The organism is Streptomyces sp. ME02-8801-2C, assembly GCF_033793965.1.
GTDB lineage: Bacteria > Actinomycetota > Actinomycetes > Streptomycetales > Streptomycetaceae > Streptomyces.
The window spans coordinates 116597-134034 of record NZ_JARAXP010000001.1 but is presented as its reverse complement, the minus strand read 5'-3'; the positions used below and the strand labels follow the sequence as shown (position 1 = coordinate 134034).

Genomic DNA, 17438 nt, shown 5'->3' with positions numbered 1-17438 from the left:
GGTGGTGACCGCGCTGCGGTGGAAGCAATTGGGGGTCGAAGCGGACAGATCGTTGTCCCCCGACCCATGGCGAGGAGAGCGTCGTCGCCCTCCCCGCAGGTGCGCCGCAGGCTTCATTGCCCACAGCGCTTACGGCTCATGCCCCGTGGTTAAGCGTTCGAAACCAGCGAGTAACGGCTACTTATGCGGCCCAACGCATAAGTGCACGGTCACCTATCCTACGGCCGCACCGAACAGGTTGCCCAGGGCGTACGTCACACCGGCTGCCGCGCCACCCAGCGCGAGCTGCCGCAGCCCGCTGAACCACCAGCTCCGAGCGGTCACCCGGGCCACCACCGCACCGCAGGCGAAGAGCCCGACGAGCGCGACCAGGACGGCGGGCCACAGCGCGGTCGCCCCCAGAAGATACGGGAGTACGGGCAGCAGGGCGCCCAGCGCGAACGCCCCGAAGGAGGACACCGCGGCGACGGCGGGCGAGGGCAGGTCGCCGGGGTCGATGCCCAGCTCCTCGCGGGCGTGTATCTCCAGCGCCTGCTCGGGGTCGCGCGAGAGCTGCCGGGCCACTTCACGGGCGAGCTCCGGCTCGACACCCCGGGACTCGTAGAGCGCGGCGAGCTCACGCTCCTCGTCCTGGGGGTGCTTTCTCAACTCCCGCCGCTCGACGTCCAGTTCGGCCTGGACGAGCTCGCGCTGCGAGGCGACGGAGGTGTACTCGCCGGCCGCCATGGAGAAGGCGCCGGCGGCAAGGCCGGCGAGCCCGGTGATGACGACGGTCTGGTGCGAGACGGATCCGCCCGCGACACCGGTCATCAGGGCGAGGTTGGAGACGAGCCCGTCCATCGCCCCGAAGACGGCCGGCCGCAGCCACCCACCACTGACATCCCGGTGGGTGTGGTTGTCGCGGTGCGCCTCGTGCAGCGCCGCCTCGGTGTCGATGATGGCCATGCCGTCCCCCAACTGGTTCTGCCGCTGTCGCTTCTGGCGTTGCTTCTGGAATGTTTCCAAGTTGGACTGATTCCACTTTTCGACAACCCTAAAAGTACGCCGCCGAGGCCCCGTCCGCCAGCAAGGAAAGGCTGCCCTCACCTGCGCATTCGCCTAGATCGCTCATCCGTGTGCGGGCTTGCACAAATGTCGACCGGGTGATGCTGGGGCGCCTGAGGCTCGTGTGAACCCCTCCGGTGGGACAGTTCCGCAAAGGGTTCCGCTCCCCGGGAGGGAGCCCCCGGAACCCTCCGGAGGAGAGGCCGCGTATGGCATCGATCGCCTGCATTCCCTCGGTCCCGGCGCCCCAAGACGCCGCCGTACTCCGCGACAGAGCACGCGGCGCCCTGCTCGGTCTGGCCGTGGGGGACGCGCTCGGCGCCCCCGCCGAGAACATGAAGCCCTCGGAGATCCGCGCCCGCTGGGGCCGCATCACGGGCTACGTGGCCGAGAACCCGGCCGGCACGGACGACACGGAGTACGCGATCTTCTCGGGCCTCCTCCTCGCCCGGCACGGCTCGGCCCTCACCCCGGCCCATGTGGAGGCGGCCTGGCACCACTGGATCGCCGACCTCGACGAGGGGCCCTTCCGGGGCGCGGGATTCAGCGAACGCGGCACGCTGGAAAACCTGCGCCGCGGCCTCGCGGCCCCGATCTCGGCCCAGCACCGGCACGCCTGGAGCGACGGCCTCGCGATGCGCGCGGCCCCCTTCGGTGTCTTCGCGGCGGGCCGCCCGGCCGAGGCGGCCCGGCTGGTGGCGATCGACGGTTCGGTGAGCCACGACGGCGAGGGCATCTACGGCGGCCAGGCGGTGGCGGCGGGCGTGGCGGCGGCGATGGCGGGCGCGCCGACCATCGCCGTGGTGGCCTCCGCCCTGGCGGTGGTCCCCGACGACTCCTGGACGGCACGCTCCCTGCGCCGGGCGGTGGCGGTCGCCCACCGGGGCGAACGCGCGGTCCGCTCCGCCGTGGTGATCGGCGGCTATCCCTGGACCGACCTGGCCCCCGAGGCGGTCGCCCTCGCCTTCGGCGCGTACGCGGCGGCCGACGGCGACTTCACGGAATCGGTGCTGACAGCCGTCAACATGGGCCGCGACGCCGACACGACAGCGGCCGTCGCGGGCGCCCTGGCGGGCGCGACGCGCGGCGCCTCGGCGATCCCGCCCCACTGGACACAGCCGATCGGCCCGGCCCGCGGCACCTGCCTCCCCTCCATGGCAGGCCACCACATCCTCGACATCGCGGAACTACTGACCCCGGGAGAGGGCGGCAAGTGGGGCGCAAAACCCGCTGTACCGGACCGGACGGCGTACGTCCTCGCCGCAGACGACAACACGACACCCGCCACGGAGACACATCAGTGAACCCACCCTTTCAACGTCTCCGACGTTGCTTGCAGCCCCTCTATCAGCCCCTCCGGCGTTTGAGGAGCGGGGGTTCGGGGGCGGAGCCCCCGAGAAGGATGGGACGGGTAGGGGCGGCGGGGGCGAGAAAACCCACCCCCCACCCCCGACCCGAAGCCGAGGCCCGCCCATGACCAGCAACCGCATCGAGGGCCTACTGCTGGGCCTGGCCGCAGGCGACGCCGCCGGATGGCCCGCCGCCCGCCACCGAGCCGCCCGCATGCCCGACTGGACCCGCCGCCTCACCCGCGAACTGGACACCTTCGCCGAACAGAACGCGACCACCACCCTCCCCGTCCCGATCGCCCTCAACCAACCCCCTGAGCCCCTCCGCCTCGGCCCCTCCGACGACGCCGAGTGGGCGGCCTTCGCGGCCGAGGCCCTGCTGCGGGCCGGCGACGACGGCGTACTGGGCGACCTCAGCCGGGAGCGCCGGGCGCGAGCCGCCATCGACCTGTCATGGAACGCGGTCGCCAGCGAGGTGGCGGCCGCCGCGGAACGCGCCCCCGAGGTGGAGTCGGCGGTACTGCCCCTGCGCGCCCGTATCTCCGTCCGGGCCGGCCTCGGCAACCTCGCCGCCGGCCTGCGCCCACCCGCCACCGGCCACGACAACCCCCACTTCTTCGACGACGCTGCCTGCGTACGGGCCTGTGTGCTGGCGGCGGCCCACCCGGGCGACCCCCGACTCGCCGCCGAACTGGCCGAGTTCGACGCCCGCTACACCCAGGACGGCGACGGCGTGCACGGCGCCCGCGCGATGGCGGCGGCGCTCTCACTGGCCCTGGTCGGCGAGGAGGTCGAGGCGTGCGTGACGGCCGCGCTGGCGGAACTCCCGGAGTCCACCGAGATCGGCCGCAACACCCGCCACGCGCTGAAGCTCGCGCACGACACGGACAGCGCGTTCGCCCTGGTCCCCCTCCTGGAACACCAGATCGTGGACCACGTCTACAGCTACGGCATCGCGGCCGCCGAGACCGTCCCGGTCGCCCTCGCACTGGCCACCGCCGCACACGGCCGGCTCGCCGAGGCGGTCCCGGCGGCGGCGTGTCTGTCACGGGTCGCGGACTCGGCACCCGCCCTCGCGGGCGCCCTCACCGGCGCGCTCGGCGGCGCCGCCGCGATCCCGGCGGCCTGGCGGGACGCCTGCCGCACCCTCTCCGGCTGCGCCCTGCCCCGGCTCACCGGCACCGACCTCGTGGAACTCGCCGAACTGCTGGAAGCGACACAACGGGTCACCCCTGGAGGATGATTCGCGACATGACACCCAAAACATCAGAAAGCCAACTGGGCGGCCGGGCGGACGCCCAACTGGCGGGTCTGGACGAGCGGATCACCGGCGCCCTGGTCGGCGCGGCCGTCGGCGACGCGCTCGGCGGACCCGTCGAGGGGTACACCCCGGAGCAGATCCTCGAACGCCACGCGGGCCGCGTCCACGGCATCGTCGGCCCCTGGAACGGCGACGCCTGGCGCACCGCCCGCCCGATCGCCCCGTACCACAAGGGCGACGGCCACGTCACCGACGACACCTTGATGACCCATGCGCTGGTACGGGTGTACGCGCAGGTCCGCGACCACCTGGACGCGTACGCGATCGCCGACCACCTGGTCCCGGACCTGATGACGAACCCGCGCTGGATCCCCGAGTTGGAGGCCGAGGCCCTCCCCCTCCAACGCGTCTTCCTGGCGGAGAAATGGCTCGTGGCCCGACTCCACTACGGGCACATCGACCCCCGCGAGGCGGGCGTGGGCAACATCGTCAACTGCGGTGCGGCGATGTACATGGCCCCGGTCGGCCTGGTCAACGCGGCCAACCCGGCGGGCGCGTACACCGAGGCCGCCGACGTCGCGGGCGCCCACCAGTCCTCGTACGGCAGGGAGGCGGCGGCGGTCTTCGCGACGGCGGTGTCGGCGGCCTGCGTCCCGGGCGCGACCCCCGACTCGGTGATCGGCGCATGCCTCTCCCTGGCCAAGGACGGCACCCGAGCGGCGATCGAGACGGTGTGCGAAGTGGCCTCCCGCTACACGGACTTCGAGTCGGCGCTGCGGCCACTGCGGGAGACGGTGGCTCCGTACGACACGGTCGGCGCGGACTACCGCAACCCGTCGCTGGGCGCCCGTCGCCCGTCGCGTCTGCACGCCATCGAGGAACTCCCGGTGGCGCTGGGCATGTTGGTGGTGTCGGGCGGCGACTACCGGCACGCGGTGCTGGGTTCGGTGAACTACGGCCGTGACTGCGACTCGATCGCCACGATGGCGGGGGCGCTCGCCGGCGCGCTGGGCTCCGAGGTGCCGTCCGACTGGTCGAAGACGGTCGCCGAGGCGAGCCGCCTCGACCTGTGGGAACCGGCCCGGACGCTGACCGAGGTCACGCGGGAGGTCTTCGCCCGGGACGCCGACCGACGCCGTTCCCACGAGAGGGCGTTCGCCCAGCTCAGGAGCCCTGGATGCTCCGACTGACCTGGGTCCAGCCGGAGGACCTGATCGGCCATGAACTGCGCCAGGCGGCCCAGGACGGCCGCGAGCCCGGCAGGATCGCCGCCCGCTGGCGAGCGGCGGGCGGCCCGGAGGCCCCACCCCGCGCGGGCGCGTCGTCCGCCCCGGTCTCCCGCTACCTGCGACTGCTGGCAGAGGACCTCCTGGACGAACTGGCAGATCTCCCCAGCAAACTGACAGACGACGAACCAACCCCCCTCCCCCAAATCCGCACCCTCTGCCCCAACTGGCCCACCCCGCCCGCCCAACCCGCCCAGCCTGCGGGCAGTCGTGCCGCTGGGGCGGCACGGGTGGGCGCAGGCGGCACCCGGCAAGCGCCGCTGAGCGACCCACCCCCGACGCCGGCTCGACTCCGGCTCCGCCTGGAAGCAGCCTGGCTGGGCAGAGCCGCAGGCTGCCTCCTGGGCAAACCCGTCGAAAAACTCCCCCTCACCGCCATCCGCCAACTCGCCCAGTCCACCGGCAACTGGCCCCTGAACACCTGGTTCACCGCCAGAGGCCTCCCCGAGGAACTAGCCCAGGCACACCCCTGGAACCGCCGCTCGGCGGCAACCTCCCTCGCGGAGAACATCGACGGCATGCCCGAGGACGACGACCTCAACTACCCCCTCCTCAACCTCCTCCTGCTCCAACGCCACGGCCCCCGCTTCACCACCACGGACGTCGCGAAACTCTGGCTCGACGAACTCCCCGCAGGCCGCACCTTCACGGCCGAACGCATCGCCTACCGCAACCTCCTCTCCGGCCTGGAACCCCCGTTCACCGCCCGCCATCGCAACCCGTTCCGCGAATGGATCGGCGCCCTGATCCGCGCCGACGTCCACGGCTGGACCAACCCCGGCGACCCGGCCACCGCCGCCGAACAGGCCTACCGCGACGCGACCCTCACCCACACCGCCAACGGCGTCTACGCGGCGATGTTCACGGCGGCCACCATCGCCCGGGCCGCCACCGGCACCCACGACATCCATACCTGTCTGCGCACCGGCCTCACAGTGGTCCCCCCGCGCTCGCGCCTGGCCAAGGCCGTCACCCACGGCATCCAACTGGCCGATTCCCACCGCGACTTCACCACGGTCGTCGACGAACTCCACGCCACCCACGCGTCCACGTACCACTGGGTCCACGCCATCCCGAACACCGCCCTGATCGCCGCCGCCCTCACCCACGCCGACGGCGACTTCACCGGCTCCATCTGCCGTGCCGTGTCCGGCGGTTGGGACACCGACTCCAACGGCGCGACCGCCGGAAGCATCGCCGCGCTCCTCGCGGGCTCCCCCGCCGCCCTCCCCGACCGCTGGACCAGCCCCCTGAAGAACCGACTCGCCACCTCCGTCGGGGACTTCAACGGCACAGGCTTCGACACCCTCGCCCAACTGACCAGCTCTCTAACCCAGTTGGAGGCACCCCACCCATGACATACACCCCCACACCCACCCCAGCCCCCCTCACCGGCCTCCGCGTCCTCGACCTGGCCACCCTCTTCGCCGGCCCGCTCGCCGCGACGATGCTCGGTGACTTCGGCGCCGAGGTGATCAAGATCGAGCACCCGTCGAAACCGGACCCCTCCCGGGGCCACGGCCCGTCCAAGGACGGCCACGGCCTCTGGTGGAAGATGCTGGGCCGCAACAAACGCACGATGACCCTCGACCTCTCCCGCCCCGGCGGCAGACGCACCCTTCTCCGGCTCGCCGCCACCGCCGACGTCGTCATCGAGAACTTCCGCCCGGGCACCCTGGAGAAATGGGACCTGGGCTGGCCCGAGCTGTCCGCCGTCAACCCGCGTCTGATCCTCGCCCGGGTCACCGCCTTCGGCCAGTTCGGCCCGTACGCCCACCGCCCCGGCTTCGGCACCCTCGCCGAGGCGATGAGCGGCTTCGCCGCGATCACCGGCGAACCGGACGCACCCCCGACGCTCCCGCCCTTCGGCCTCGCCGACTCGATCGCGGGCCTGGCGACGGCGTACGCGGTCATGACGGCCCTGTCCGCCCGCGACCGCACCGGTGAGGGGCAGGTCGTCGACATGGCGATCATCGAGCCGATCCTGGGCGTCCTCGGCCCGCAGCCGCTCTGGTACGACCAGTTGGGCCATGTCCAGCCCCGCACCGGCAACCGCTCGCAGAACAACGCGCCCCGCAACACCTATCTCACGGCCGACGGCACCTGGGTCGCCGTGTCGACCTCGGCCCAGTCGATCGCCGAGCGCGTGATGCGCCTGGTCGGCCGCCCGGAGCTGATCGACGAGCCCTGGTTCGCCACCGGCGCCGACCGCGCCCGGCACACGGACGTCCTCGACGAGGCGGTGGGCGCGTGGATCGCCCGCCACTCCCACTCCGAGGTCCTCGCGGCCTTCGAGAAGGCGGAGGCGGCGGTGGCCCCCATCCAGGACGTACGGGAGGTGATGACCGACCCGCAGTACCAGGCCCTCGACACCATCACCACAGTCGACGACCCCGACCTCGGCCCGATCCGTATGCAGAACGTCCTCTTCCGGCTGTCCGCCACCCCCGGCGCGATCCGCTGGGCGGGCCGCCCGCACGGCGCGGACACCACCGCCGTCCTCACCGAACTGGGCCTGACCGGCCCCGACATCGACACTCTGCGAACCGAGGGAGCCCTGTGACGGCCGTCCCTCTGACCTGGCTGTACGTCCCCGGCGACCGCCCCGAGGTGGTGTCCAAGGCCCTCTCCTGCGGCGCCGACGTGGTCGTGGTCGACCTGGAGGACGCGGTCGCCCCGGACCGCAAGGAGTACGCCCGCACAGCCACCGCCGAGCGTCTCACCGACCCCCAGCCGGTCCCGGTCCACGTCCGGATCAACGCCCTGGACGGCCCCCTGGCCTCCCCCGACCTCCAAGCCCTCGCAGGCCTCCCCGGCGTCTCGGGCCTTCGGCTCCCGAAGGTCACGGCTCCGCAGGACGTCGTCCGCGTGGCCACCCGCACGCCCGAGGCGCGCCCCCTTCCCCCACTCCACGCCCTGCTCGAAACCGCCCTCGGCATCGAACACGCCTTCGCCATCGCGACCGCCCACCCCGCGCTGCGAGGCATCGCGCTCGGCGAGGCCGACCTCCGGGCCGATCTGGGGGTACGAGGGGACGCGGGCCTCGACTGGTGCCGCTCCCGGGTCGTCGTGGCCGCACGGGCGGCCGGCCTCGCCCCGCCGCCCCAGTCGGTCCACCCGGACACCCGGGACCTGGACACCCTGGCCGCGTCCTGCGCCCACGGCCGCGCCCTGGGCTTCCTCGGCCGGGCGGCCATCCATCCCCGCCAGCTCCCGGTCATCGAACGCGCGTACCTCCCCACCCCGGAGGAGATCGAGGAGGCCGAGCAGATCGTCAAGGCCGCGGCGACGGACGAGGGCGCCCAGGCCCTCCCCGACGGCCGCTTCATCGACGCGGCGGTGGTCTCGGCGGCCCGCAGAACCCTGTCCCTGGCCGACCGCGACCGTCCCTGACCCCGACAACGACCGAGGGCGCCCCCGGTGTCCGGGGGCGCCCTCGAGCTCGTACGGCCGCGCTCAGCTCTTCTTGGTCGGTTCCGCTCCGGCCTCGGCCTTGGGCCCGTCCTCGGAGTCGGCCTTTCCGTCCGTATCGGCCTCGGCCTTCACCTCCGCCGATTCGCCGTCACCCTTGTCGTCGGAGCCGGCGACGGCGTCGGCGTCGGCCTCCGCACCGTCTTCCGCCGAACCGTCGGAGACCTCCGCGTGGGGCTCCACGACTTCCTCCCGGCCCGGCCGCTTCTTCGCCGAGAGGACGAAGTAGACCACCGCGGCGATGAACACGACGATCGCGGTCCAGTTGTTGAGCCGCATGCCCAGAACGTGGTGGGCGTCGTCGACACGCAGGTACTCGATCCAGAAGCGGCCTACACAGTAGGTCGCGACGTACAGCGCGAACGCCCGTCCGTGTCCCAGCGTGAAGCGGCGGTCGGCCCAGATGACCACCAGCGCGACACCGACGCACCACAGGGACTCGTACAGGAACGTCGGGTGGTAGTAGCCCGGGACCCGGCCGTCCGTCGAGGAGGTGATGTGCAGAGCCCAGGGGACGGTGGTCTCCCGCCCGTACAGCTCCTGGTTGAACCAGTTGCCCCATCGCCCGCATGCCTGCGCGAGGGCGATACCGGGGGCGAGGGCGTCGGCCCACGCGGGCAGCGGGATGCCCCGGCGCCGGCAGCCGATCCACGCGCCCAGCGCGCCGAGGGCGATCGCGCCCCAGATGCCGAGGCCGCCCTCCCAGATCTTGAAGGCGTCCACCCAGTCGCGGCCCTCGCTGAAGTACAGCTCGTAGTCCGTGATCACGTGGTAGAGGCGGCCACCGACCAGGCCGAAGGGCACGGCCCAGACCGCGATGTCGGCCACCGTGCCGGGTCGGCCACCGCGGGCGAGCCAGCGCTTGTTGCCGAGCCAGACCGCGACGAAGACACCGATGATGATGCAGAAGGCGTAGCCGCGCAGCGGAATGGGTCCAAGATGCAGCACCCCGCGCGACGGACTGGGAATGTAGGCGATTTCCATGGCAGTCCCGACGCTACCTTGACGGACGCGGCGGATGTGAGCCGCCCCGGGCAACGGCTCCATAACGGGAGGCGCCTCCGGTTCGGCTCTCGGCACCGCCCCGGAGGCTCCAGGGGCCCTACGCCTTGTCGGCGGCCTCCACCATCTGCTTCAGCTTCGCCGGCGTCATCGTCTGGTCCTGGTAGATGTTCTTCCCGTTCAGCAGCACGGTCGGCGTGCCGCCGAAGCCACCGCTCCGGAACGCCTCGTTCGACTTCACGACCCAGCTGTTGTGCGTGCCGTCCTCGACACACGTCCGGAACGCGGGTGTGTCGAGCCCGTCGACCTTCGCCGCGAGTTCGATGAGCTTGCTGTCCTTCGCGTAGGCGTCGTCGGTCTCCTGCGGCTGGTTCTCGTACAGGACGTCGTGGTACGCGGTGAACTTGCCCGCGTCCTGGGCGCAGGCGGCGGCGTTCGCGGCGTGGCGGGAGCCGCTGCCGCCCATGTTGCCGTCGATGATCGTCGCCAGGTGGTACTCCACCTTCAGCTTGCCCGCGGCCGTCAACTCATGAATGGTCGAGCGGTAGTTGGTCTCGAAGGACTGGCAGGCCGGACAGCGGAAGTCCTCCCACACGGTGAGCGTCGACTTGGCGCTCTCCTCGCCCGCGGGGACCGCGAGGCTGTCCTTGCCCTGCGCGCCCGAAGGTGCCACGACCGGGCCGGCGCTCTCGCTCTTGCTGTCCTTGCCGGAGTTCGCGGCGATGACGCCGATCACCGCCGCGAGTCCCAGCACGCAGACGACACTGGCGCCCACGATCAGCACCCGCCGCCGCTTCTCCGCGGACTTCTGCTTCTCACGCTCGACCGCCAGCCGCTCGCGGGCGGTGCGCTTTCCGTCACGATTCTTCTCGCTCACACCCGCAGAACGAACCGGGGAGACGCATTGCGTCTCCCCGGCCCCAGGTCCACCCGTTCGGGCGAGCTGTGCGAAATGTCCCGCCCGTTTACGCCGTGCGGCTCACGCCGCGCCGCGTACGCCCTTCGCGAGGTCGGCGGCGAGTTCCCGCACGGCCTCGACACCGGCCGCGTGGTCCGGCGCGTCGAGCATCCGCTTCACGAAGGCCGATCCGACGATCACACCGTCGGCGAAGCCGGCGACCTCGGCGGCCTGCGCCGCGTCGGAGACACCGAGCCCGACACAGACCGGCAGGTCCGTACCGGTGGCCCGGGTGCGCTGGACGAGGTCCTGGGCCTGGGCACCGACCGACGCCCGCGTCCCCGTGACACCCATGAGCGAGGCGGCGTACACGAACCCGCTGCCCGCCGCGGTGATCTCGGCGAGCCGCGCGTCCTTGCTGCTGGGCGCGACGACGAACACGGTCGCGAGGCCGTGCTTCTCGGCGTGCTCCCTCCACAGCGCCGACTCCTGCACGGGCAGGTCGGGCAGGATGCACCCGGCGCCGCCCGCCTCGGCCAGCTCGGCGGTGAACCGCTCGACGCCGTAGCGGTCGATCGGGTTCCAGTACGTCATGACGAGCACCGGCTTCCCGGTGGCCTCGTACGCCTCCCGGACCGTGCGCATCACGTCCGCGATCTTGACGCCACCGCGCAGGGCGATGTCGTCGGCGGTCTGGATGACCGGCCCGTCGAGCACCGGGTCGCTGTGCGGCAGCCCGACCTCGACGATGTCGGCGCCGCCGTCGAACACGGCCTTGATGGCGTCGATCCCGCCGTCGACGGTCGGGAACCCGGCGGGGAGGTAGGCGATGAGGGCGGAGCGTCCCTCGGCCTTGGCACCGGCGAGGGTGTCGGTCAGCAGCTGATTGTTCCCGCTCACTTGGCGTCCCCCTCGATCTCGGCGGTGTCGGCCGCGTTGGCGGCGACCTCGGCGTCGGTGTCGTACAGGTTGAAGTACCGGGCGGCGGTGTCCATGTCCTTGTCGCCGCGCCCGGAGAGGTTGACGACGATCAGGCCGTCCTTGCCCAGCTTCTTGCCGACCTCGAGGGCACCGGCCAGCGCGTGCGCGCTCTCGATGGCCGGGATGATGCCCTCGGTACGGGACAGCAGGCGCAGCGCCTGCATGGCGGCGTCGTCGGTGACCGCGCGGTACTCGGCGCGACCGCTGTCCTTGAGGTAGGAGTGCTCGGGCCCGATGCCCGGGTAGTCCAGTCCGGCGGAGATGGAGTAGGGCTCGGTGATCTGCCCCTCCTCGTCCTGCAGGACGTACGAGCGCGACCCGTGCAGGATGCCGGGCTCGCCTGCGGTGAGGGTGGCCGCGTGCTCGCCGGTCTCGACACCGTGCCCGGCGGGCTCGCACCCGATGAGCCGTACGTCGGCGTCGGGGATGAACGCGTGGAAGAGGCCGATGGCGTTGGACCCGCCGCCCACACAGGCGACGGCGGCGTCGGGCAGCCGCCCGGCCTGCTCGAGGAGCTGCCGCCTGGCCTCGACACCGATGACCCGGTGGAAGTCGCGCACCATGGCCGGGAAGGGGTGCGGCCCGGCCACGGTCCCGAACAGGTAGTGCGTGCGGTCGACGTTGGCGACCCAGTCGCGGAACGCCTCGTTGATGGCGTCCTTGAGGGTGCGCGAGCCGGACTTCACCGCGATGACCTCGGCGCCGAGCATGCGCATCCGGGCCACGTTGAGGGCCTGGCGCTGGGTGTCGATCTCGCCCATGTAGATGGTGCACTCGAGCCCGAACAGCGCACAGGCGGTGGCGGTGGCGACCCCGTGCTGACCGGCGCCGGTCTCGGCGATGACGCGGGTCTTGCCCATCCTCTTGGTGAGGAGGGCCTGCCCGAGCACGTTGTTGATCTTGTGGGACCCGGTGTGGTTCAGGTCCTCCCGCTTGAGGAAGACCCGGGCGCCGCCGGCGTGCTCGGCGAACCGGGGCACCTCGGTGAGGGAACTGGGCCGCCCGGTGTAGTGGACGAGCAGATCGTCGAGCTCACGGGCGAACTCGGGGTCGGACTTCGCCTTGTCGTACTCGACGGCGACCTCGTCCACGGCAGCGACAAGCGCCTCCGGAATGAACTTGCCACCAAAGGCACCGAAGTACCCGTCAACGCTGGGAACCTGACCCACCGGATCAGGAATGAAGAACTCACTGGACATAGGGCTGCTACCTCCAGGGGCCTCGAAGCCCCGGGGTCGATCTGGACATGGGAGGCGTGAGAGGGGGGCTGAGCAGAACGGCGCCTGAGGAAACACGGGGCGCCGAAGACGCGCCCCTGAAGGGGCGCGGGGAACTGCGCGACCGGCCACACCAAACCCGCGGCCGAAAACGGAACCCCTACTGCCAAGCCCCGCAGGGCCATCGCATCCCGTTGACCTGTCCGGGCTCGTCCCCGATGACATACCGAACCCGCCGACCGTGCACCCTCCGCGCCGGCGCGCGGCAACCACGAGGCCGGCAGCCACGCGCAAGGCGGGCGTACCGGTCCATGGAGGTCAGGGTGAGTGTCATCGGCGCCAACTCTAGCCGGAGTTCAGCCGCGCCCGTGCCGCAGCGCGGGATGCTCCCCCGCCGCCACCAGATCGGACACCGCCGACTTGGGATCGCGCCCGGTGACCAGCGACTCGCCAACCAGCACCGCGTCGGCGCCCGCGTTGGCGTACGCGATCAGATCGTGCGGGCCGCGGATACCGGACTCGGCGATCTTGACGATGTTGTCGGGGATCTCCGGGGCGACCCGCTCGAACGTGGAGCGGTCGACCTCCAGGGTCTTCAGGTTGCGCGCGTTGACCCCGATGATCCGGGCCCCCGCGTCCACCGCCCGCTCGACCTCGTCCTCGTCGTGCACCTCGACGAGCGGGGTGAGTCCGATGGACTCCGCGCGCTCGATGAGGGACTCGAGGGCCGGCTGGTCGAGGGCCGAGACGATCAGCAGGGCCAGGTCGGCCCCGTACGCCCGCGCCTCCCACAGCTGGTAGGACGTGACGATGAAGTCCTTGCGCAGCACCGGGATGTCCACCCGGGCGCGCACCGCCTCCAGGTCCGCGAGCGACCCGCCGAAGCGGCGCTGTTCGGTGAGGACGGAGATGACGGCCGCGCCGCCCGCCTCGTAGTCCGCCGCGAGGCCGGCCGGGTCGGCGATCGCCGCCAGCGCGCCCTTGGACGGGCTGGACCGCTTGACCTCGCAGATGACCTTGACGCCGTCCCCGCGCAGTGCGGCGACCCCGTCCTTGCCGGCCGGAGCCTTCGCCGCGCGCTCCTTGAGCTCGTCGAGGCTGACGCGCGCCTGCCGTTCCGCGAGGTCGGCACGGACTCCGTCGATGATCTCGTCGAGCACACTCACGCGAGCGGCCCCCTTCCAGACGGTAGGCGATTGACTGTTCAAACCATTCACAGCATCGAAGCTGCACAAACTGTCAAAGCTGGTCACTCCGATGGTATCCGCAGGAGGGCATGCCCCTCACATCCGGTTGACACCGGTCCCACTACCTGGACATTCGTTGTTGATCAAGGGTGGAGCCAGCCACCGAACGGCAGATTCCGGACAACCGTGAAGACCAGCAGTAATGCTCCAAGGCTCCACAGCTGCACCGGCCCGAGATCGATCCGCATCGGCCGTCCGCGCGCCGCGCGGACCACCCAGACGGTCCACAGGACGGCGAAGGCGAGGTAGCCGGCCACGGCGAGGGCGTTGGCCCCGAGGGCTGTCGCCCAGTCGCCGTGCACGAAGGCGTAGGCGCTGCGCAGACCGCCGCAGCCGGGGCAGTACACGCCGGTCAGGCGCAGGAGCGGGCAGACGGGGTAGTGGCCGGGTTCGTTGGGGTCGACCGTCCCGACGTAGGCGAAGGCCCCGGCGACGGCCGCGAGCACCCCGCCGGGCAGGGCCACCCGTCCCGCCACGGCCCCGACGCCCGTCGACACGTCCTGCTGAGCCCGCTCGGTGTTCACCCGACGCATTCTGCCCCTTGTGGGCCGTACACGCGCGAGGGGCGGCCCCGGCGCTTCGCCGGGCCGCCCCTGCCGGTACGAGAACCGGTCCCCTACGGGGTTCAGCTGCCGGCGCCCGCCGGCTCGCTCGCGACCTGGTGGCCCTGGCGGCCCTGGGTGGTCGGCTTCTGCTTGCCGAGGCCCATCGCGGCCATGATCCAGCCGACGACACCGCCGAGGACCGAGAGCACCATGCCGGCCCAGAAGCCCAGCGGCTCGGCCATCACCATGAAGGCGCCTGCTACGCAGAAACCGATGATGGAGATGGTGACGCCGGTCCAGGCGGCCAAAGTGTGACCGTGGCTGCTGCCCGCCATGACTTGCTCCTCGTTGCTGAGTTGCCGGTTGTTGAATGCAGTACGTGGTGAGCCGGACGCTCGTCGCCCATTGTCCCGCACGCGCACGTGTGCGGGACGCCCGGGGTCGGCCGAGCGAGTCGCCCGAAGGGACTATGCCCCCGTGGGGTCCTCGCCCCGGTCCAGCGCCTTCCAGATCTCCTCGGGCCGGTCGGGGTCTGCGGCCTTCGCCCGGGGGCGCGGGCGGGGGGCGCCGCCGCGCTCGTACCGGCCGGACATGGCGGGCCACAGGCGGCCGTAGCGCAGGGCGAGAAGTCCGGCGAGGAGGATCAGCGCACCGCCCGCGGCGGCCGCGTACGGCCAGGGGGTGTGGCTGAGGCTGTTCACGGTGGCCGCGGTGTCGCCGGTGGCCTGCGCGGCCTTCTCGTCGAGCGCGGAGCTGTCGGAGGCGCCGAGGAGGGCCGAGGCGACCGTACCGGCGCCGGAGAGGGCGAGCAGTCCGGCGACCAGGAGGCGGCCGGAGCGGCGGACGGCGAAGACGGCGACGAGCGCGGCGAGGCCCACTACGGCGAGCGCCGCGGGGACGCCCGTGACGTCGCTGCCCCTGGCGGTCAGCGGGAAGGCGCCGCCGGCCACGGACGCAGTGCCCTCCGACCAGCGCTGGCGGGTGGCGAGCAGCGCGACGGCCGCGCCGAGCGCACCGGCCAGCAGGGCGACGGCGAGGCTGAGCCGGCCGGCCCGGCCGGGGACGGGGGCTTCGGAACGCGGGGGAGGTACGGGTACGGCAGTCACGTACCCCACTATCGCTTGAACCCCGGGCGAACCGTCACCCGGGGTTCACGTGAGAAGCACCCCATTCGGACAATCGGGAGCCGGCTACCGGCCGAGCCGGTTCGCCGTGTGGACGGCGCGCAGGACCGCCGCCGCCTTGTTGCGGCACTCGTTGTCCTCCGCGACCGGGTCGGAGTCGGCGACGACGCCGGCGCCCGCCTGGACGTAGGCCGTGCCGTCGCGCAGGAGGGCCGTGCGGATGGCGATGGCGGTGTCGGAGTCGCCCGCGAAGTCGAGGTAGCCGACGGCGCCGCCGTACAACCCCCGCCTGGACGGCTCGAGTTCGTCGATGATCTGCATCGCGCGCGGCTTGGGCGCTCCGGAGAGCGTGCCGGCCGGGAAGCAGGCCGTCAGGACGTCGAATGCGGTACGGCCGGGTGCCACGCGGCCGGTGACGGTCGAGACGATGTGCATGACGTGCGAGTACCGCTCGACGGACATGAAGTCGACGACCTCGACGGAGCCGGGCTCGCAGACCCGGCCGAGGTCGTTGCGCCCGAGGTCGACGAGCATGAGGTGCTCGGCGCGCTCCTTGGGGTCGGCGAGCAGTTCCTCGGCGAGGGCCTGGTCCTCCTGCGGGGTCGCCCCGCGGTGCCGGGTGCCGGCGATGGGGTGGACCATCGCGCGACCGTCCTCGACCTTGACGAGGGCCTCAGGAGACGATCCGACGACGTCGAACCCGTCGAAGCGGAACAGGTACATGTACGGGGACGGGTTGGTGGCGCGCAGGACCCGGTAGACGTCCAGCGCGCTTGCCGTGCACGGGGTTTCGAAGCGCTGGGAGGGGACCACCTGGAAGGCCTCCCCGGCCCGGATGCGCTCCTTGATGTCGTCGACGGCCAGCTGGTAGTCGGGGCCGCCCCACAGGGCCGTGTACTCGGGGAGCTCGGACGGCGGGAGCGCGGCGGGCGGCTGGGCGACCGCGCGCGAGAGGTCGGCCTGCATGGCGTCGAGACGGGCCACGGCGTCGGCGTAGGCCTCGTCGACGCCCGTGTCGAGGTCGTTGTGGTTGATCGCGTTGGCGATCAGCAGGACCGAGCCGTCCCAGTGGTCCATGACGGCCAGGTCGCTGGTGAGCAGCATGGTCAGCTCGGGCAGCCGGAGGTCGTCGCGCTCGCCGGGGCCGATCTTCTCCAGGCGGCGCACGATGTCGTACCCGAGGTAGCCGACCATGCCGCCGGTGAAGGGCGGCAGGCCGTCCTCGTGGGGGGTGTGGAGGGCCTCGATGGTGGCGCGCAGGGCGACGAGCGGATCGCCGTCGGTGGGCACGCCGACGGGCGGGGTGCCGAGCCAGTGGGCCTGGCCGTCGCGGGCCGTGAGGGTGGCGTCGGAGCGGACGCCGACGAAGGAGTAGCGGGACCAGGACCGGCCGTTCTCGGCGGACTCCAGCAGGAAGGTGCCGGGGCGTTCGGCGGCGAGCTTGCGGTAGAGCGCGACCGGGGTGTCGCCGTCGGCGAGGAGCTTGCGGGTGACGGGGATGACGCGCCGGTCAGTGGCCAGCTTGCGGAAGGTCTCGAGGTCCATGGCCGCTGACCTTACTGACCTTGGGGCAGGACGCCGGAATCGGCGTCCTCGAGCGACACGTCGAGCAGGACGTCGGCGTCGAAGCAGTTCCGCGCGCCGGTGTGGCAGGCGGCGCCCACCTGGTCGACCTTGACGAGCACGGTGTCGGCGTCGCAGTCGAGGGCGACGGACTTGACGTGCTGGAAGTGGCCTGAGGTGTCGCCCTTGACCCAGTACTCCTGGCGGCTGCGCGACCAGTAGGTGCAGCGGCCGGTGGTCAGGGTCCGGTGCAGCGCCTCGTCGTCCATCCAGCCGAGCATGAGCACCTCACCGGTGTCGTACTGCTGGGCGACGGCGGGGACGAGCCCGTCGGGACCGCGCTTGAGGCGCGCGGCGATCTCCGGGGCCAGGGGGCTGGGGCCGCCGGTCCTGCCGGGCGGGGGCGTGCTGCTGGTCATGGGCCCATTGTGCCGCGCCCCACTGACACTC

At 72.1% G+C, this 17438-nt stretch carries 18 protein-coding genes; 6 read left to right on the top strand and 12 right to left on the bottom strand.

Annotated features, from left to right (window positions below; translation table 11 throughout):
* Positions 1–213: 213 nt before the first annotated feature.
* On the bottom strand, positions 214–945 hold the full coding sequence (locus PV396_RS00625) for a VIT1/CCC1 transporter family protein (RefSeq protein ID WP_319200584.1): 732 nt from the start codon (positions 943–945) through the stop codon (positions 214–216).
* Between the two features lie 308 nt (positions 946–1253).
* On the opposite strand from PV396_RS00625, the gene PV396_RS00620 reads away from it, so the two are divergent.
* The 6 genes from PV396_RS00620 to PV396_RS00595 are packed head-to-tail and all read left to right on the top strand — an operon-like array spanning position 1254 to position 8333.
* Entirely contained in the window at positions 1254–2348 is a 1095-nt protein-coding gene (locus PV396_RS00620; RefSeq protein ID WP_319199571.1) for an ADP-ribosylglycohydrolase family protein, read from the top strand.
* Between the two features lie 25 nt (positions 2349–2373).
* Complete coding sequence (locus tag PV396_RS00615) at positions 2374–3636, top strand: ADP-ribosylglycohydrolase family protein (RefSeq protein ID WP_319199570.1); 1263 nt, start codon at positions 2374–2376, stop codon at positions 3634–3636.
* Positions 3637–3644: 8 nt separating this feature from the next.
* Positions 3645–4844 (top strand): ADP-ribosylglycohydrolase family protein, encoded by a 1200-nt coding sequence (locus PV396_RS00610; protein ID WP_319199569.1) that lies wholly within the window; start codon positions 3645–3647, stop codon positions 4842–4844.
* On the top strand, positions 4832–6298 hold the full coding sequence (locus PV396_RS00605) for an ADP-ribosylglycohydrolase family protein (RefSeq protein WP_319199568.1): 1467 nt from the start codon (positions 4832–4834) through the stop codon (positions 6296–6298). The genes PV396_RS00610 and PV396_RS00605 overlap by 13 nt, the downstream gene beginning before the upstream one ends.
* A complete protein-coding gene (locus PV396_RS00600) occupies positions 6295–7503 on the top strand; it encodes a CoA transferase (RefSeq protein WP_319199567.1) in 1209 nt (402 codons plus the stop codon). Before PV396_RS00605 ends, PV396_RS00600 begins: the two co-directional genes overlap by 4 nt.
* Positions 7500–8333: a CoA ester lyase gene (locus PV396_RS00595; RefSeq protein WP_319199566.1), complete on the top strand. Its 834-nt coding sequence runs from the start codon at positions 7500–7502 to the stop codon at positions 8331–8333. The genes PV396_RS00600 and PV396_RS00595 overlap by 4 nt, the downstream gene beginning before the upstream one ends.
* A 63-nt stretch (positions 8334–8396) precedes the next feature.
* Here PV396_RS00595 and lgt read toward each other — a convergent pair whose 3' ends face one another.
* The 11 genes from lgt to hisI all read right to left on the bottom strand — a co-directional run bounded on the left by lgt (position 8397) and on the right by hisI (position 17407).
* A complete protein-coding gene (lgt, locus tag PV396_RS00590) occupies positions 8397–9395 on the bottom strand; it encodes a prolipoprotein diacylglyceryl transferase (protein WP_319199565.1) in 999 nt (332 codons plus the stop codon).
* A 118-nt stretch (positions 9396–9513) separates the two neighbouring features.
* A complete protein-coding gene (locus PV396_RS00585) occupies positions 9514–10290 on the bottom strand; it encodes a DsbA family protein (protein ID WP_319199564.1) in 777 nt (258 codons plus the stop codon).
* Positions 10291–10392: 102 nt separating this feature from the next.
* Complete coding sequence (trpA, locus tag PV396_RS00580) at positions 10393–11211, bottom strand: tryptophan synthase subunit alpha (protein WP_319199563.1); 819 nt, start codon at positions 11209–11211, stop codon at positions 10393–10395.
* Positions 11208–12491 (bottom strand): tryptophan synthase subunit beta, encoded by a 1284-nt coding sequence (gene trpB, locus PV396_RS00575; RefSeq protein WP_319199562.1) that lies wholly within the window; start codon positions 12489–12491, stop codon positions 11208–11210. The genes trpA and trpB overlap by 4 nt, the downstream gene beginning before the upstream one ends.
* 178 nt (positions 12492–12669) lie before the next feature.
* Positions 12670–12843 (bottom strand): tryptophan biosynthesis modulator TrpM, encoded by a 174-nt coding sequence (gene trpM, locus PV396_RS44965; protein ID WP_416071310.1) that lies wholly within the window; start codon positions 12841–12843, stop codon positions 12670–12672.
* A gap of 22 nt (positions 12844–12865) precedes the next feature.
* Positions 12866–13675, bottom strand: coding sequence for an indole-3-glycerol phosphate synthase TrpC (gene trpC, locus PV396_RS00570; protein ID WP_319199561.1), 810 nt, complete (start codon positions 13673–13675; stop codon positions 12866–12868).
* 164 nt (positions 13676–13839) lie between these two features.
* Entirely contained in the window at positions 13840–14289 is a 450-nt protein-coding gene (locus PV396_RS00565; RefSeq protein ID WP_319199560.1) for a DUF2752 domain-containing protein, read from the bottom strand.
* 92 nt (positions 14290–14381) lie between these two features.
* A complete protein-coding gene (locus tag PV396_RS00560) occupies positions 14382–14636 on the bottom strand; it encodes an HGxxPAAW family protein (protein ID WP_319199559.1) in 255 nt (84 codons plus the stop codon).
* A 132-nt stretch (positions 14637–14768) separates the two neighbouring features.
* Entirely contained in the window at positions 14769–15416 is a 648-nt protein-coding gene (locus tag PV396_RS00555; protein WP_319199558.1) for a TIGR02234 family membrane protein, read from the bottom strand.
* Positions 15417–15491: 75 nt separating this feature from the next.
* On the bottom strand, positions 15492–16970 hold the full coding sequence (locus PV396_RS00550; protein WP_319199557.1) for an anthranilate synthase component I: 1479 nt from the start codon (positions 16968–16970) through the stop codon (positions 15492–15494).
* 11 nt (positions 16971–16981) lie between these two features.
* Positions 16982–17407 (bottom strand): phosphoribosyl-AMP cyclohydrolase, encoded by a 426-nt coding sequence (gene hisI, locus PV396_RS00545; protein ID WP_319199556.1) that lies wholly within the window; start codon positions 17405–17407, stop codon positions 16982–16984.
* Positions 17408–17438 lie beyond the last annotated feature (31 nt).

Coding starts and splice junctions, on each gene's coding strand:
- hisI (WP_319199556.1), bottom strand. CDS start 17,407: ATGACCAGCAGCACGCCCCCGCCCGGCAGGACCGGCGGCCCCAGCCCC.
- PV396_RS00600 (WP_319199567.1), top strand. CDS start 6,295: ATGACATACACCCCCACACCCACCCCAGCCCCCCTCACCGGCCTCCGC.
- PV396_RS00550 (WP_319199557.1), bottom strand. CDS start 16,970: ATGGACCTCGAGACCTTCCGCAAGCTGGCCACTGACCGGCGCGTCATC.
- trpM (WP_416071310.1), bottom strand. CDS start 12,843: ATGACACTCACCCTGACCTCCATGGACCGGTACGCCCGCCTTGCGCGT.
- PV396_RS00565 (WP_319199560.1), bottom strand. CDS start 14,289: ATGCGTCGGGTGAACACCGAGCGGGCTCAGCAGGACGTGTCGACGGGC.
- PV396_RS00610 (WP_319199569.1), top strand. CDS start 3,645: ATGACACCCAAAACATCAGAAAGCCAACTGGGCGGCCGGGCGGACGCC.
- lgt (WP_319199565.1), bottom strand. CDS start 9,395: ATGGAAATCGCCTACATTCCCAGTCCGTCGCGCGGGGTGCTGCATCTT.
- PV396_RS00625 (WP_319200584.1), bottom strand. CDS start 945: ATGGCCATCATCGACACCGAGGCGGCGCTGCACGAGGCGCACCGCGAC.
- PV396_RS00560 (WP_319199559.1), bottom strand. CDS start 14,636: ATGGCGGGCAGCAGCCACGGTCACACTTTGGCCGCCTGGACCGGCGTC.
- PV396_RS00605 (WP_319199568.1), top strand. CDS start 4,832: ATGCTCCGACTGACCTGGGTCCAGCCGGAGGACCTGATCGGCCATGAA.
- trpB (WP_319199562.1), bottom strand. CDS start 12,491: ATGTCCAGTGAGTTCTTCATTCCTGATCCGGTGGGTCAGGTTCCCAGC.
- PV396_RS00620 (WP_319199571.1), top strand. CDS start 1,254: ATGGCATCGATCGCCTGCATTCCCTCGGTCCCGGCGCCCCAAGACGCC.